16 protein-coding genes are annotated in these 14,086 nt (G+C 70.0%); 2 read left to right on the top strand and 14 right to left on the bottom strand.

The genetic code is table 11. The features are described from left to right. From KUTG_RS14855 to paaZ, 12 genes are all read right to left on the bottom strand, one after another. Positions 1-735, bottom strand: a 735-nt coding sequence (locus tag KUTG_RS14855) for an ABC transporter permease (protein WP_043717439.1), incomplete at its 3' end; no start/stop codon positions are given. Then, entirely contained in the window at positions 732-1,631 is a 900-nt protein-coding gene (locus KUTG_RS14860) for an ABC transporter ATP-binding protein (RefSeq protein WP_043717442.1), read from the bottom strand. The genes KUTG_RS14860 and KUTG_RS14855, both read right to left, overlap by 4 nt. Before the next feature lie 75 nt (positions 1,632-1,706). After that, the gene (locus KUTG_RS14865; RefSeq protein ID WP_052394542.1) at positions 1,707-2,477 is read right to left on the bottom strand and encodes a siderophore-interacting protein; all 771 of its coding nucleotides are present in this window, start codon (positions 2,475-2,477) and stop codon (positions 1,707-1,709) included. Between the two features lie 9 nt (positions 2,478-2,486). After that, complete coding sequence (locus KUTG_RS14870; protein ID WP_198047168.1) at positions 2,487-3,092, bottom strand: ESX secretion-associated protein EspG; 606 nt, start codon at positions 3,090-3,092, stop codon at positions 2,487-2,489. 47 nt (positions 3,093-3,139) lie between these two features. Next, positions 3,140-4,156 (bottom strand): hypothetical protein, encoded by a 1,017-nt coding sequence (locus KUTG_RS61260; RefSeq protein WP_198047169.1) that lies wholly within the window; start codon positions 4,154-4,156, stop codon positions 3,140-3,142. A gap of 18 nt (positions 4,157-4,174) precedes the next feature. Beyond that, positions 4,175-4,747 carry a hypothetical protein gene (locus tag KUTG_RS14880; RefSeq protein WP_043717450.1) on the bottom strand — a complete coding sequence of 191 codons (573 nt, stop codon included), beginning with the start codon at positions 4,745-4,747 and terminating at the stop codon, positions 4,175-4,177. Between the two features lie 130 nt (positions 4,748-4,877). Continuing rightward, positions 4,878-5,930 carry a 1,2-phenylacetyl-CoA epoxidase subunit PaaE gene (paaE, locus tag KUTG_RS14885; protein ID WP_043717452.1) on the bottom strand — a complete coding sequence of 351 codons (1,053 nt, stop codon included), beginning with the start codon at positions 5,928-5,930 and terminating at the stop codon, positions 4,878-4,880. Further along, the gene (gene paaD / locus KUTG_RS14890; protein ID WP_043717454.1) at positions 5,931-6,422 is read right to left on the bottom strand and encodes a 1,2-phenylacetyl-CoA epoxidase subunit PaaD; all 492 of its coding nucleotides are present in this window, start codon (positions 6,420-6,422) and stop codon (positions 5,931-5,933) included. Next, positions 6,416-7,261, bottom strand: coding sequence for a 1,2-phenylacetyl-CoA epoxidase subunit PaaC (paaC, locus tag KUTG_RS14895; RefSeq protein ID WP_043717457.1), 846 nt, complete (start codon positions 7,259-7,261; stop codon positions 6,416-6,418). Before paaC ends, paaD begins: the two co-directional genes overlap by 7 nt. A 10-nt stretch (positions 7,262-7,271) precedes the next feature. Beyond that, on the bottom strand, positions 7,272-7,559 hold the full coding sequence (gene paaB / locus KUTG_RS14900) for a 1,2-phenylacetyl-CoA epoxidase subunit PaaB (protein ID WP_043717460.1): 288 nt from the start codon (positions 7,557-7,559) through the stop codon (positions 7,272-7,274). Then, positions 7,556-8,491 (bottom strand): 1,2-phenylacetyl-CoA epoxidase subunit PaaA, encoded by a 936-nt coding sequence (gene paaA, locus KUTG_RS14905; RefSeq protein WP_043717463.1) that lies wholly within the window; start codon positions 8,489-8,491, stop codon positions 7,556-7,558. The genes paaB and paaA overlap by 4 nt, the downstream gene beginning before the upstream one ends. Further along, a complete protein-coding gene (gene paaZ / locus KUTG_RS14910) occupies positions 8,484-10,514 on the bottom strand; it encodes a phenylacetic acid degradation bifunctional protein PaaZ (protein ID WP_043717466.1) in 2,031 nt (676 codons plus the stop codon). Before paaZ ends, paaA begins: the two co-directional genes overlap by 8 nt. A gap of 61 nt (positions 10,515-10,575) precedes the next feature. Between paaZ and KUTG_RS14915 the strand changes: the two genes are divergently transcribed. Then, on the top strand, positions 10,576-11,379 hold the full coding sequence (locus tag KUTG_RS14915) for an enoyl-CoA hydratase/isomerase family protein (protein WP_043717469.1): 804 nt from the start codon (positions 10,576-10,578) through the stop codon (positions 11,377-11,379). A gap of 1 nt (position 11,380) precedes the next feature. Here KUTG_RS14915 and KUTG_RS14920 read toward each other — a convergent pair whose 3' ends face one another. Both KUTG_RS14920 and KUTG_RS14925 read right to left on the bottom strand, forming a co-directional pair. Next, on the bottom strand, positions 11,381-12,220 hold the full coding sequence (locus KUTG_RS14920; protein WP_255360875.1) for a 3-hydroxyacyl-CoA dehydrogenase family protein: 840 nt from the start codon (positions 12,218-12,220) through the stop codon (positions 11,381-11,383). A gap of 1 nt (position 12,221) precedes the next feature. Beyond that, positions 12,222-13,388 carry a thiolase family protein gene (locus tag KUTG_RS14925; protein ID WP_043717473.1) on the bottom strand — a complete coding sequence of 389 codons (1,167 nt, stop codon included), beginning with the start codon at positions 13,386-13,388 and terminating at the stop codon, positions 12,222-12,224. A 74-nt stretch (positions 13,389-13,462) separates the two neighbouring features. Here KUTG_RS14925 and KUTG_RS14930 point away from each other — a divergent pair, with 74 nt between their 5' ends. Continuing rightward, the gene (locus KUTG_RS14930; RefSeq protein ID WP_043729413.1) at positions 13,463-14,047 is read left to right on the top strand and encodes a TetR/AcrR family transcriptional regulator; all 585 of its coding nucleotides are present in this window, start codon (positions 13,463-13,465) and stop codon (positions 14,045-14,047) included. Positions 14,048-14,086: the final 39 nt, after the last annotated feature.

Below are 14,086 nucleotides of genomic sequence, written 5' to 3' on the forward strand. Positions count from 1 at the left end.
CAGCGCCCACGCGCCGAGCACCGCGAAGGTCTGCCAGTCCCGCCACGAGTGTCCGATCTCCCCGACCAGCGCCGAGTCGGGCAGCAGCGAGGAGCGCACTCCCAGGCCCAGCCAGTACATCGGGAACACCTGCGCGATCCACTGCACCCACTCGGGCAGCACGGTGATCGGGAACAGGATGCCCGAGACGCCGGTCAGCAGCAGGAGAGGGATGGCGATGACGGTGGCCACCCGAGCATTGGGGAAAAGCGAGCCGAGCACCGCGCCGATGGGCAGGGTGGCCAGAAGTCCGAGCACCACCACCAGCCCGAACTTGAGCCAGCCGTCGACGCCGCGCGAAGCGACGTCGTCGAACAGCAGCAGCGCGTAAGCCAGCATGACCACCACGCTGAACAGCGCGAACACGGAGGCGACCAAGGTCTTTCCGGTCAGGTAGGCCGGCATGCCGTCGGGTAGTGCCTTGGCCCGCAACAGCGTGCCGTCCTCCCGATCGGCGGCCAGCGCCGCCGTCATCAGGGTCAGGCCGCTGGAGCACAGGCTGGAGCCGAGCACGCCGCTGAGGATCACCGCTCCCAGGGACACGGTGCTGCCGCTCAGCGGCACGTAACGCAGGAACGCGATCACGACCATGAAGACGACCAGCGGCGTGAACAGCTGCACGAGTTCCGACGGCGTGGTGAACATGTGGCGCAGCTCGATACGGCCGCGGGCCAGCCCGAGCCTGATCCCGTTCATCGGGTCACCTCCTCGAACTGGCGCACGGCGGCCTCGCCGGCGCCGGACTCGAAGTCCCGCACCAGCGCCATGTAGGTGTCCTCCAGGCTGGCCCGGCGGACCTCGACATCGACGATCTCCTCGCCGTACTGGGCGAACAGCTCCCGCACGAACGCGGCGGGCGCAGTGCTGGAGTGCACGAACCGCTCGCCGCCTCGGGTCCACCGCACCTCGCTGGCGGCGTCCACGCGGCGCGACAGGGCGTCAGCCGAGCCGTCGGCGATCACCTTGCCACCGGCCAGGATCAGGATCCGGTCGGCCAGCTTCTCGGCCTCGTCGAGGTCGTGGGTGGTGAGCAGGATCGTGGTGTCCTCGAAGTCGGACAGCTGGTGGACGAAATCGTGGAAGTCACGCCGCGACTCGGGATCGAAGCCGGCCGTCGGCTCGTCCAGGAACAGCAGCTCGGGCCGTCCGACGATGCCGACAGCCACATCGAGCCGGCGCCGCTGACCGCCGGACAGCGTGCTGACCCGCTGGTCGGCATACGCGGTCAGGCCGACCCGCTCGATCAGTTCCCCCGTCGGCCACGGGGCGCGGTAGGGCTCGTAGTAGGTGGCGAGGTGCGCGAGCAGCTCGCGCACCCGCCAGTGACGGTGGTCGCGCCAGGACTGGAGCACAACGCCCAGCCTGGCGCGCCACCTGTCATCGCCGCGTGCCGGGTCCACACCCAGCACGCCGACCTCGCCGGCCGAGCGTTTCCTGAATCCCTCCAGGATCTCGATCGTCGTGGTCTTGCCCGCCCCGTTCGGTCCGAGCAGGGCGAGCACCTCCCCCCGGTGGGCCTGGAACGTGACCCCGGTCAGCACATCGGTCGACCCGTAGCGCATCCGCAGGTCACGAACGTCGAGCACGTCCATGAACCCCTCCCCTGTCCAACACGTGGAACGAAATGTAGCAGACCTACTACATCCCGAGGAAGGAGTACGACAGGTTCAGAGCTCCTCGTGAGTGGCGTCGACCTTCCAGTAGCCGCTGAAGGCGATCATGCTCTTGGGCACGCCGCGGTCGCCGACCAGATGCCGGCGCAGGTCGCGCACGGTCGAGGCCTCGCCGGCCAGCCAGGCGAACACCGGGCCGGCCAGGAACTCGGCCTCGCGCACGGCATCCAGCAGTCCACTGTGGACCCATCGCACGTCGACGTCGCCGGGGCGGGCCAGCGACTGGATCTCGTGCTCGTCGGGAACGTCGATGTACGCCAACGCTTTCGCCCCGGGCGGCAGCGCGGCCAGCGAGGCGGCGATGGCCGGCAGCGCGCTCTGGTCGCCGGCGAACAGCGTCCAGTCGTACGGACCGGGCTGCGCCAGCTGACTCTCCGACGGGCCCAGCAGGCCGACCACGTCGCCGGGTTCGGCCGTGGCTGCCCAGCGTGTGGCCGGGCCGTCGACGTCGTGCAGGAGGAAGTCGATGTCGATCTCGGCCGCCTCGGCCCGGTGGGCCCGCACCGAGTAGGCGCGCATCCACGGCCGGCGCTCGTCCGGCATCGCCAGATAGGACCGGTACCAGCGCATCACGTCGCCGTCGGACGGCGGCTGCGGCACCCACGGCCGCGGCTCGCCGTTGCGCCCGAAGAACAGCTTGACCTGCTGATCGGGTGCCACGGAGGTGAAGTCGGCCAGCTCGGGGCCGCCGAAGGTGAGCCGCCGCGTGCGCGGCGAGACCTGCCGCACGCCCGTGACCGTGACCAGCTTGTACTGCTTCAGCATTTAATTAGGTTAGCCTAGGCTAATAGCTGAGCGCAGCCGCCGTTCCACGGTTTCCGGATCACCCGGCGAGTACTCGATGCGCGGCCGGCCGTCGATGCCGCGGGTGGTGATCGCGAGGTAGCGCCCCTCCTCCGCATCCACCCAGCCGATGGACCGGCCGTCGACGAGGAACGAGCCGCCGCCCAGTCTCGGCGACGCCGACGGCGCGCGACCGGACGCGCCGGCCATGGGCGGCAGATGCGCCACAAGCCGGGGCACGACCAGGTCCCGCGGCACGGCGTCGAACCGGATGCCCTCGCCATGCCGGATCGCCACCAGGCCACGGTCCACACCGAACACGCCCAGGGCCGTCAGCTGCTCGTCGCCGTTCATGCCCAGCAGGCCGATCGTGGGCGTGCCCGTGCCGAACAAGGTCACCGTGTCCTGCAGCTCGGGCGTGAACCTGTTGTCCCGCAACAGACCCCGCTCGGCGAGGCTCGCGCCGACCTGCGCGTGCAGTCCCGCCCGGTTGATTCCGTTGCCGTAGTGCGGAAACGTGAACGGGAAGCGACGGAGCGTGAGCCCCAACGCCTCCCCCACGGCGTCGAGCTCGACGAAGGTGCACTCCAGTGCCACGGCCGCCATCGTCACACAGGACCGGCCGGGCCCAGGCGTGACTCTTTTCAGTGGCGGCTGTCCAACGCCTTCACCACGTCGTCGGCGACCTGCTTGGCCTGCGGCAGGACATCGGACTTTCCGGCGATGGTGAGGTTCACGGTCACGATCTCGAACTCGTCCTTGCCGAACGGGGACTTCGTGTACTGCACCTGCACGTAGCTGCTGGCCAGCTTGTCGTTGCCGACGGTCGTGGCCATCGCCTGCCGGCTGCCGATCTGGAACGGCTCCGGCGTGCCGAGTTTGATCTGCGGCGGCCATTCGTCCGAGGACAGCAGCACACTGACGAAGTTGTGCGCGCCGCTGATCCAGTTGCAGCCGTAGAAGCCGGCCGGCGAGGGCGTGACCGAGGCGCCGAGCGCCTTGGACGCCACCGAGGCCAGCGTCGGGCACAGGTCGACGTCGCCGACCGAGTCGGCCGGGAACGGATTGTGCTTGAGGCTGCCCGATTTCAGGACGGCGAGGGCGCCCGTGGCCATCGCGTCGGCCGTCGGGCACGGGTCGGCGTCCGGGAAGGACGAGGAGTTCTTGGCCTCCAGCACGATCGCCTGGCCGCCGGACAGCGTGATGCCGCGCAGGCAGCCGACGTCCTTCTGCCCCTTGCCGACGTAGACCGTGCGGCCGTCCTGCTGCTTGGCCGTCACCGAAACCTGAAACCTCTTCAGATAATCCTCGGGCGTGGCCAGGCCGGTCTCGGTCTCCACCGACAGCAGGTAGCCGCCGGTGACCTTGGGCGGCGTGGCCGTGTCGGCCAGCACCAGGGAGTAGTAGCAGGAGCCGTAGTCGGTCAGGCTCGTGTCCAGCTTGAACTTCGGCGCCATCGCCTTGAACGCGTCCTGCGGGGCGAACTGGCAGACGTCCACCGTGCGAGGATCACCCAGCTCGGAGGTCGTCGTCGCGGCGCCGCCCGACGGCTGATCCTGGCCGGCTCCAAGCGGTTGCGCCACGCCGGCGACTCTGGTGGCGCAGCCGGCGGTGGCCAGCGCGACACAGACCAGGGCGGCGATCACGGTTTTTGTCCCCACGGCTGGGACTGTAACGCCTCACCACTGTCCAAGCAGGAGGATCGCGGAACTCGTCGCCGTCACCCCGATCAGGGCGCCGACCACCGTCTGGGCGATCGTGTGCTCCCGGAGCACCACTCGGGACCAGCCCACCGCCGCCACCGCCGCGAACCCCAGGCCCCACCAGGGGCTCAGCAGCGCCATGAACGCCGTCACCGCGCCGCTGCCCACCGCCGCGTGCACGCTCACCTTCCAGGCCAGCGTCACCAGGAAGAGTGGCACCAGCACTGTCATCATCGCGATCAGCGCGCCGACGAGCACCGGCGGCGCCCCCAGCACCGCGAACAGCACGATGCAGCCGCACACCGACACCATGACCAGCGGAATCACCACCAGCCGCGCCTGCCTGGTGCGGACGTGCGGGTCGTGCCAGCTGCCCCGCACGATGCCCAGCCTGATCACCACGCCCGGCACCACCCCGGCGAACACCACCGCCAGCAGCGCCCAGGCCAGTCCCGTCGGCCCGCCCGTGCGCCAGCCGATCACCACCAACCCCGCGACCACCACGTTCTTCGGGTCCAGCACATCGCTGACCCACTTGGCGAGCCTCACCCCACCATGATCGACACATAACCCCCGCGAGTCACGTTCTCAGGCACCCCGAATGTAGGTTTCGCGCACACACGATCGGGTGCCCGAAACCGGCATTCGGTGGTTCCGAGAACGTGACTCGCCGGGGTGGTCAGGCGTCGTAGTCCACTGTGATCTGATCCGACACCGGGAAGGTCTGGCAGGTCAGCACGAAGCCGGCGTCGACCTCGGCCGGTTCGAGGGCGAAGTTGCGGCGCATGTCGACGTCGCCGCACAGGACCTTGGCCCGGCACGTGCCGCAGACCCCGCCCTTGCAGGCGAAGGGCAGGTCGGGCCGCACGCGCTGGGCGCCCTCGAGAAGGGTGACGTCACGGGGCAGCACCACGTCGGTGGTGCGGCCGTCCAGCTGGACCTTGACCGAGGAGCTCGGCCCCTCGATGCCGGGCTCGGTGTGCCGCACCGGCTCGGGCGGCAGGTCGTCGACGAAGAACAGCTCCTGGTGTATCCGCGAACGAGGCACTCCGAGCTCGGCCAGCACGGCCTGGGCGTCGGTGACCATGGCATAGGGCCCGCACAGCCACCAGTGATCAACCTCGGCGACGTCGAGCAGCGCGGGCAGCAGGGCCCGGAGCTTGTCGGCGTCGAGCCGGCCGGTGAACAGCTCGGCCTCGCGCGGCTCGCGCGACAGCACGTGCACGAGGTCGAGGTTCTCGCGGTTGGCATCCTTCAGGTCCGCCAGCTCGTCGGCGAACATCACGGTGTCCGTGCGCCGATTCCCGTACAGCAGCGTCGCCGAAGCCTTGGCCAGCACGGAAGACGCGATGGACAGGATCGGCGTGATTCCGCTGCCGGCGGCGATCAGCACGTGATGACCGGGCACGTCGAGGTCGGGACTGAAGGAACCGGTCGGCGGCAGCACCTCGATGCGGTCGCCGGGCCGAACCTCGTGCACCAGCCACGGCGAGAAGGCGCCGCCGGGCACCTCACGTACGCCGATCCTCGGTTTGGAACCCGCGGGCGCGCAGATCGAGTACGACCGCCGCGCCTCAAGGCCGTCGATCTCCCGGCGCAGCGTCAGCGACTGACCGGGCCGGAACGCGAACAACTCCGCCAGCTCATCGGGCACGTCGAAGGACACGGCGACGGCGTCGTCGCACAGTCGCTCCACATCGGACACCGTGAGCGCATGAAACGTGGTGGCCACTCAGATCTCCTTGACGTGCTCGAAAGGTTCGGCGCAGGACCGGCACCGCCGCAGCGCCTTGCACGCGGTGGCACTGAAAGCGGAAACCTCGACGGTGTCGGGACTTCCGCACTGCGGGCAGGACACCACCCGCACGGAAGGCCCAAGCATCAACGGAATCGGGCCGCCGTGCTCACGAGGCGCGGGACCGGGCGGCGCGATGCCGGCCTCGGCCAGCTTCCGACGCCCGGACTCGGTGATCCAGTCCGTCGTCCACGCCGGCTCCAGCACGACCTTGATCTCCACGTCCCGATAACCGGCCTCATGCAACCGGTGATCAAGGTCGTCGCGCATCGTGTCCATTGCCGGACAACCGGTGTAGGTCGGCGTGATGGCCACGACGACCCGGTCCCCGCTGTCCTCGACGGACCGGAGCACACCCAGCTCCGCCAACGTGAGCATCGGCAGCTCGGGGTCCGTCACGGTCTCGGCGATGGCCTGCGCGGTCACCATGTCGCACCCGGGTGCGCCCGCGCGACGCTCTGCATCTCGGCCAGCATCTCCGCCAACGCCTCGGTGTGCTCGCCGTCCCGCCCCAGAACCTGTTCGACGCCAACGGAGTCCGGCCGGTCCAACCCGGCGGCCGCCAGCACCTGGTCGATCACGGCGTCGAACTCGCCCCGCACCGACGCCGGGTCGACCATGTCGGCCGCGTGACCGGCGAACAACTCGCCGACATACGGCCACACGGCTTCGAGCCCGTCCCGCATCCGCTGGTGCGACAACTCCGTGCCGTCGCCGAGCCGAACGACCCACTGCGCCGAGTAGTCACGGTGATACGTGACCTCCTTGACACCCTTGGCCGCGATCGCCGCCAGCACCGGATCGGCCGACGACATCAGGCGCTGCAACAGGGCCAGCCGCCACGTGCTGAACACCAGCAGCCGAGCCATGGAGAACGCGAAGTCCCCGTTGGCCAGTTCCACCAGCCGCACGTTCCGGAACTCCGGCGCGTCCCGCAGGAACGCGAAGTCGTCGTCGGAACGCTCGGTGCCGTCGGCCTTGCCGGCCCGGGTCAGCAGCAATCGGGCCTGCCCCAACAGGTCCAGGCCGATGTTGGCCAGTGCGACCTCGTCCTCCAGCTCCGGCGCCCGCGTGCACCACTCCTGCAGCCGGTGCGACATCACCAGGGCGTCGTCGGCCAGCATCAGGCAGTACGCAGCCAGCGCCACAGCATCCACATCGGACGGCACCGTGGTGTCCACACCGGACAGCGGGTCGGCGAAGCCCGTGCCGAAGGCCCACCGTGCGTCGCCCTCGGAACTCAGTGCCTCGTAAGCGTTGTCGAACATGGCCGCCTGCTCACATGTGGGGAACGTCGTCGGGGATCTCGTAGAACGTCGGGTGCCGGTACACCTTGTCGCCGCTGGGCTCGAAGAACGGGTCCTTCTCGTCCGGGCTGGACGCGGTGATGTCCGCGGCCTTCACGACCCAGATGCTCACGCCCTCGTTGCGCCGGGTGTACAGGTCCCGGGCATGCCGCACGGCCATCTCGTCATCGGCCGCGTGCAGCGAACCGACGTGCACGTGGTTCAGACCACGCTTGCCGCGCACGAAAACCTCGTACAACGGCCAACTGTTCCTGCTCATGCCACCGCCGCCTTCCGGGAGTTCTTGGCCGCGTGGGCGATCGCCGCTTCGCGGACCCAGTCGCCGTCCTCGTGGGCACGACGCCGGTTCTCGATGCGCTCGGCGTTGCACGGCCCGTCGCCGGAGATCACGCGCTTGAGCTCGCTCCAGTCGATCGGCCCGAAGTCGTAGTGCTCCCGCTCGGCGTTCCACTTCAGATCCGGGTCGGGGAACGTCACACCGAGCTTCTCGGCCTGAGGAACACTCATGTCCACGAACCGCTGCCGCAGCTCGTCATTGGTGTGGCGCTTGATCTTCCACGCCATCGACTGCGCGGTGTTGGGCGAGGCGTCGTCCGGCGGGCCGAACATCATCAGCGACGGCCACCACCACCGGTTCACCGCGTCCTGCACCATGTCCCGCTGCGCCTGGGTGCCCCGCATCAGCGTCAGCAGCAGCTCGTAACCCTGCCGCTGGTGGAAGGACTCCTCCTTGCAGATGCGGATCATCGCTCGCGCGTACGGGCCGTACGAGCTGCGGCACAGGGGAACCTGGTTGCAGATCGCCGCGCCGTCCACCAGCCAGCCGATCACGCCGACGTCGGCGAAGGTCAGCGTCGGGTAGTTGAAGATCGACGAGTACTTCTGCCGGCCCGAGATCAGCATCTCGGTCAGGTCGCCCCGATCCGCGCCCAGCGTCTCCGCCGCCGAGTACAGGTACAGCCCGTGCCCGGCCTCGTCCTGCACCTTGGCCAGCAGGATCGCCTTGCGCCGCAAGGAAGGCGCGCGGGTGATCCAGTTGCCCTCGGGCTGCATGCCGATGATCTCCGAGTGCGCGTGCTGCGCGATCTGCCGGATCATCGTCTTGCGGTAGCCCTCGGGCAGCCAGTCCCGCGGCTCGATCCGGTGGTCGGCCGCGATGGTCGCCTCGAAATCTTGTTGTAGGTCAGTCATTTTTCGCCACCAGCGTCAACACGTCGTACTTGGCGACCGACTCTCCGGTCTGCTTGGTCACGTCCGCGTCCCAGCGGACCTCGCCGTAGTCGTTGGCCTCGCGCGGGGTGATCTGCTTGGCCGTCAGCGTCACGGTCAGCTCGTCGCCGGGGTAGACCGGCGTCAGGAACCGCAGGTTCTCCAGGCCGTAGTTGGCCAGCACCGGCCCGGGCTCGGGCGACACGAACAGGCCGGCCGCGAACGAGACGATCAGGTAGCCGTGCGCCACCCGGCCGTCGAAGAACGGGTTGGCCTTGGCCGCTTCCTCGTCCATGTGCGCGTAGAAGGTGTCGCCGGTGAACTCGGCGAAGTGCTCGATGTCGGCCAGCGTCACCGCCCGCGGCCCGGCCACCACGGTGTCGCCGATCTTCAGCTCCGCCAACGACTTCCGGAACGGGTGCACGCCGTCGTCGTGCCGATCGGCGCCCGGGACCCAGCGGCCGGTGATCGCGCTGAGCACCTTCGGGCTGGCCTGGATGGCGGTGCGCTGCATGTGGTGCAGCACGCCACGAATGCCGCCCATCTCCTCGCCGCCGCCGGCGCGACCGGGGCCGCCGTGCACGAGCATCGGCAGCGGCGAGCCGTGGCCGGTGGACTCCTTGGCGTCATCGGCGTCCAGGACAAGCAGGCGGCCGTGCCACGGGGCGACGCCCAGCACGACGTCCCGCGCGAACTCGGCGTCACCAGTGACGATCGAGCCGACCAGGCTGCCCTGGCCGCGGGCGGCCAGCTCGATGACGTGCTCGGTCGAGGTGTACGGCAGCAGCGTGCTGACCGGGCCGAACGCCTCCACCTCGTGCGGCTGCGGCAGGTCGGCGTCGTCGGCACGGAGCAGGACCGGTGACATGAATGCGCCCTTGGTGGCGTCGGCGTCCACCAGGTCCACCTTCTCGGCGTCACCGAAGACGACGCGCCCGGCCTCCAGCAGGCCCTTGAGCGAGCGCCGGACCTCCTCGCGCTGCTCCAGGCTGGCCAGCGCGCCCATGCGCACGCCCTCGGCCGTCGGGTTGCCGACCTTCACCTTGGCCAGCCGCTCGGACGCCGCCTCGGCCACCGCGTCGATCAGGTCGGCGGGCACGAACGCGCGGCGGATGGCCGTGCACTTCTGGCCCGCCTTCACGGTCATCTCGCTGACCAGCTGCTTCACGTACAGGTCGAACTCGGTCGTGCCGGGCTTGGCGTCCGGGCCGAGGATCGAGCAGTTCAGCGAGTCGGCCTCGGCGTTGAACCGCACCGACCGGTTCACCACGACCGGGTGCGTGCGCAGCCGCTGCGCGGTCGAGGCGGAGCCGGTGAAGCCGACCAGGTCCTGCTCGGTGAGGTGGTCGAGCAGGTCGCCGGCGCTGCCCGCGACGAACTGGAGCGAGCCCTCCGGCAGCAGGCCGGACTCGATGACCAGCTCCACCATGCGGGCGGTCAGGTAGGCGGTCTGGCTGGCCGGCTTGATCAGCGACGGCACGCCGGCGACGAAGGCCGGCGCGAACTTCTCCAGCGGCCCCCACATCGGGAAGTTGAAGGCGTTGATCTGCACGGCCACGCCGCGCAACGGAGTGTGGATGTGCTGGCCGAGGAAGGTGCCGGCCTTGCCGAGCGGCTCGATGTCGCCGTCCACGTAGACCTTGGCGTTGGGCAGCTCGCGGCGGCCCTTGCCGGAGTAGCTGAACAGCACGCCGATACCGCCGTCGATGTCGACCATCGAGTCGGTCTTGGTGGCGCCCGTGCGGGCCGACAGCGCGTACAGCTCCTCGCGGTGCTCGCGCAGCATGGAGGCGACGGCCTTGAGCAGGGCGGCGCGCTGGTGGAACGTCAGCTCGCGCAGCGCCGGGCCGCCCACGCGGCGGCCGTGCTCCAGCGCCGCGGCGAAGTCGACGCCGGCCGAGGAGATCGTGCACACCTCTTCGCCGGTCACCGCGTCGTGCAGCGGCTGGCCGTCGACCGTCGGCGTGTGCCACCGGCCGTTGACATAGCTGCGCAGCAGAGCCATCTCAGCACCTCTCGCGACCGAATTACTGACCGTCCGTTCGTTAACATGCTAGCGTGTGCGCATGGTGAGGGAAACCGCTGGGGAAACCGTTTCGCTCGACGTCGACGGAGCTGTCGCGACCATCACCCTGGACGCGCAGGCGCGGCGCAACGCGCTCACCGTGCCGATGAAGGAATCGCTGCTGGCCGCGGTGCGCCAGGTCGCCGCCGACGACTCGGTCCGCGCCGTCGTGCTCACCGGCACCGGACGCGCCTTCTGCGCAGGTCAGGACCTGGCCGAGCACGCCGCGGCCCTCCGCGCCGACGCCGCGACCGCGTTGGACACCGTCGGCGACCACTACAACCCGATCGTGCTGGCCCTGACCGGCATGCCCAAGCCGGTGCTGGCCGCCGTGAACGGCACGTGCGTCGGCGCCGGCCTCGGCCTGGCGCTGGCCTGCGACCTGCGGATCGCCGTCGAGTCGGCCAAGTTCGCCACCGCCTTCACCGGCATCGGGCTGACCTGCGACTCCGGCCTGTCGGCGACGCTCGCGCGGGCCGTCGGCGCCGCCCGGGCCAGCGAACTCGTGCTGCTCGGGACGCCGTTCACCGCCGCGCAGGCCCTGGAGTGGGGCGTCGTCGGGCGGGTCGTGCCGGACTCGTCGTTCGTCGACGAGGTTCGCCAGCTGGCTTCGAAGCTGGCAAACGGGCCGACGCTTGCGTTCGCCGCCGCGAAGGCCGCCTTGGCGGCCAGCTTCCAGCCGCCGCTGGCCGACGTGCTGGCCGCGGAGGCGACGGCTCAGACCGCACTCGGCCTGACCGCCGACCACCAGGGCGCCGTGGAGTCCTTCCTGGCCAAGCAGCCGGTCGTCTTCCAGGGCAGGTAGCTCAGTTCCAGGCGTAGAAGCCCTGCCCCGACTTGCGGCCCAGTTCGCCCCGCTCCACCTTGTCCCGCAACAACTTCGGCGGGGCGAACCGGTCGCCCAGCGTCCGCTCCAGGTACTCGGCGATGGCCAGCCGCACGTCCAGGCCGACCAGGTCGGTCGAGCGCAGCGGGCCCATCGGGTGGCCGTAGCCCAGCTCCATCGCCCGGTCGATGGACTCGGCGTCGGTGACGCCCTCCTCCAGCATCCGGATCGCCTCCAGGCCGAGCATCACGCCCAGCCGGCTGGTCGCAAAGCCCGGCGAGTCGCGGACCACCACGTCCGACTTGCCCAGCAGCCGCACCCACTCCAGGGCCTTGTCCCGCACCTCGTCGGTGGTGTTGGGGCCGAGCACGATCTCCACCAGCTTGGACACCGGCACCGGGTTGAAGAAGTGCATGCCCACGAAGCGGCCCGAGTGCACCAGCACCGAGCCCAGCTCGGCGATCGACAGCGAGCTGGTGTTGGTGGCCACGACCGTGGACGTGGAGACGGCCAGCTCGACCGCCGTGAGCACGCGAACCTTGAGCTCCGGGGCCTCCGGGACGGCCTCCACCACCAGGTCCGCGTTCGTCGGCAGCGACGGGATGTCCGTGACGAAGTCGATGCGCCCCAGCACCTGGCTCGGCGTGCCGTCCAGCTTGCCGCGCTCGGCCGCCCGGCGCAGGCCCGTCTCGACCCTCGTCAAGGCCGCCTTGGCGGCGATGGTGTCGCTCTCGACCACCGTCACGTCGGCGCCCGCCGCCGCGAACACCTGGGCGATGCCGGACCCCATCCGGCCGCCGCCCACCACACCGATCTGCACGTCAGACCCTTTCCACGAGCATTGCCACACCCTGACCGACCCCGACACACAACGTAGCCAGGCCGCGCCGGCCGCGCTCGCGCTCCAGCCGCCCCAACAGGGTGACGACCAGCCTCGCGCCCGAGCAGCCCAGCGGATGACCCAGCGCGATCGCGCCGCCGTCGGCGTTGACCTTCTCCTCGTCCAGCTTCAGCCGGCGCATCACCGCCAGGCTCTGCACCGCGAACGCCTCGTTCAGCTCTACGGCGTCCAGGTCGTCGATCCGGAGTCCGTTGCGGGACAACAGCTTCTCCGTCGCCGGGACCGGTCCGAGACCCATCACGTGCGGGGCGACGCCGGCCGAGGCGCTGGCGATCACCCTGGCCCTCGGAGTGAGGTTGTGGGTCCTCACGGCTTCCTCGCTGGCCAGGACCAGCGCCGCCGCGCCGTCGGACAGCGGCGACGACGAGCCGGCCGTGACGACGCCGTCCTTGCGGAACACCGTTTTCAGCGTTGCCAGTTTGTCCATTGTGGTCGATGGGCGCGGGCCTTCGTCCGTGGCGAAGTCGCCGACCGGGACGATCTCATTGGCGAAGTGGCCCTTGTCGATGGCGTTCACGGCTTTCTGGTGGCTGCGCAGGGCGAACGCGTCGCTGTCCTCGCGGCTGATGCCGTCCAGGGCCGCGACCTCCTCGGCCGTCTCCCCCATCGACAGCGTGGTTTGCCTGTCGTACTTGGGATTCGTGAACCGCCAGCCCAGCGAGGTGTCGCTCACCTCGCCCGGGCGGGCCCACGGAGTGCCCGGCTTGGCCATCACCCACGGGGCCCTGGTCATCGACTCCACACCGCCGGCGACGATCACGTCGGCCTCGCCGGCCCGGATCGCCTGCGCCGCCGAGGCGATCGCCGTCAATCCGCTGGCGCACAGGCGATTCACCGTGTAGCCGGGCGTGTGATCGGGCAGGCCGGCCAGCAGGACCGCCATCCGGGCCACGTTGCGGTTGTCCTCGCCCGCCTGATTGGCCGCTCCGAGGATCACTTCGTCGATCACGTCGGTCGGGATGTTGGCACGCCGGACCGCCTCCGCGACCACCAGGGCGGCCAGGTCGTCCGGGCGCTCCTTGGCCAGCGCGCCGCCGTAGCGTCCCTGCGCGGTGCGCACTCCGTCGACGAGGAACACTTCCGGCATGGCGGCTCTCCTTCGGGCGTCGGCACGCTATTATTAACCGGCCATTCGGTCAGTTCGCAAGGGTGGGAGGCACCGTGGAGCCAGCGCCACGCCGAGGTCGGCCCGGCTACGACCAGGAGTCGCTGCTGGCCGTCGCGGTGAAGGTGTTCAACGAGCGCGGTTACGAGGCCACCTCGATGGAGGAGCTCTCGCGCAAGCTCGGCATCACCAAGTCAGCCATCTACCACCATGTCAGCAGCAAGGAGGAGTTGCTGCGGCTGGCCATGGACCGCGCCCTCGACGGCCTGTTCGCCGTCGCCGCCGAGGCCCAGGCCATGGACGGCCGCGCCATCGACCGCCTCGAACACGTCGTCCGCGGCAGCGTCGGCGTCCTCGTCGACCGGCTGCCCTTCGTCACCCTGCTGCTCCGGGCCCGTGGCAACACTCGCATCGAGCGCGCCGCCGTCACCCGGCGCAAGGAGTTCGACCGGCTCGTCACCGACCTCGTCAAGCAGGCCGAGGCCGAGGGCGACGTCCGGCCCGATGTTGACCCCGCCGTGACCGCCCGGCTGCTGTTCGGCATGGTCAACTCGCTGATCGAGTGGTACCGCCCGCGGTCCGGCGCCTCCATCGCTGACGCTGTGTGCGCAATCGCCTTCGACGGCCTCCGCACCCGATAGCCCGATCGGACCTCGCGGCCGTTCTCCCCGCGCCACCAT

Origin of the sequence: Kutzneria sp. 744 (assembly GCF_000568255.1) — a bacterium.
Taxonomy (GTDB): domain Bacteria; phylum Actinomycetota; class Actinomycetes; order Mycobacteriales; family Pseudonocardiaceae; genus Kutzneria.

Excerpts from the sequence above, each read along its gene's own strand:
- KUTG_RS14860 (WP_043717442.1), bottom strand. The coding sequence starts at position 1,631 with ATGGACGTGCTCGACGTTCGTGACCTGCGGATGCGCTACGGGTCGACC.
- KUTG_RS14865 (WP_052394542.1), bottom strand. The coding sequence starts at position 2,477 with ATGCTGAAGCAGTACAAGCTGGTCACGGTCACGGGCGTGCGGCAGGTC.
- paaD (WP_043717454.1), bottom strand. The coding sequence starts at position 6,422 with ATGGTGACCGCGCAGGCCATCGCCGAGACCGTGACGGACCCCGAGCTG.
- paaC (WP_043717457.1), bottom strand. The coding sequence starts at position 7,261 with ATGTTCGACAACGCTTACGAGGCACTGAGTTCCGAGGGCGACGCACGG.
- paaB (WP_043717460.1), bottom strand. The coding sequence starts at position 7,559 with ATGAGCAGGAACAGTTGGCCGTTGTACGAGGTTTTCGTGCGCGGCAAG.
- paaA (WP_043717463.1), bottom strand. The coding sequence starts at position 8,491 with ATGACTGACCTACAACAAGATTTCGAGGCGACCATCGCGGCCGACCAC.
- paaZ (WP_043717466.1), bottom strand. The coding sequence starts at position 10,514 with ATGGCTCTGCTGCGCAGCTATGTCAACGGCCGGTGGCACACGCCGACG.
- KUTG_RS14915 (WP_043717469.1), top strand. The coding sequence starts at position 10,576 with ATGGTGAGGGAAACCGCTGGGGAAACCGTTTCGCTCGACGTCGACGGA.
- KUTG_RS14925 (WP_043717473.1), bottom strand. The coding sequence starts at position 13,388 with ATGCCGGAAGTGTTCCTCGTCGACGGAGTGCGCACCGCGCAGGGACGC.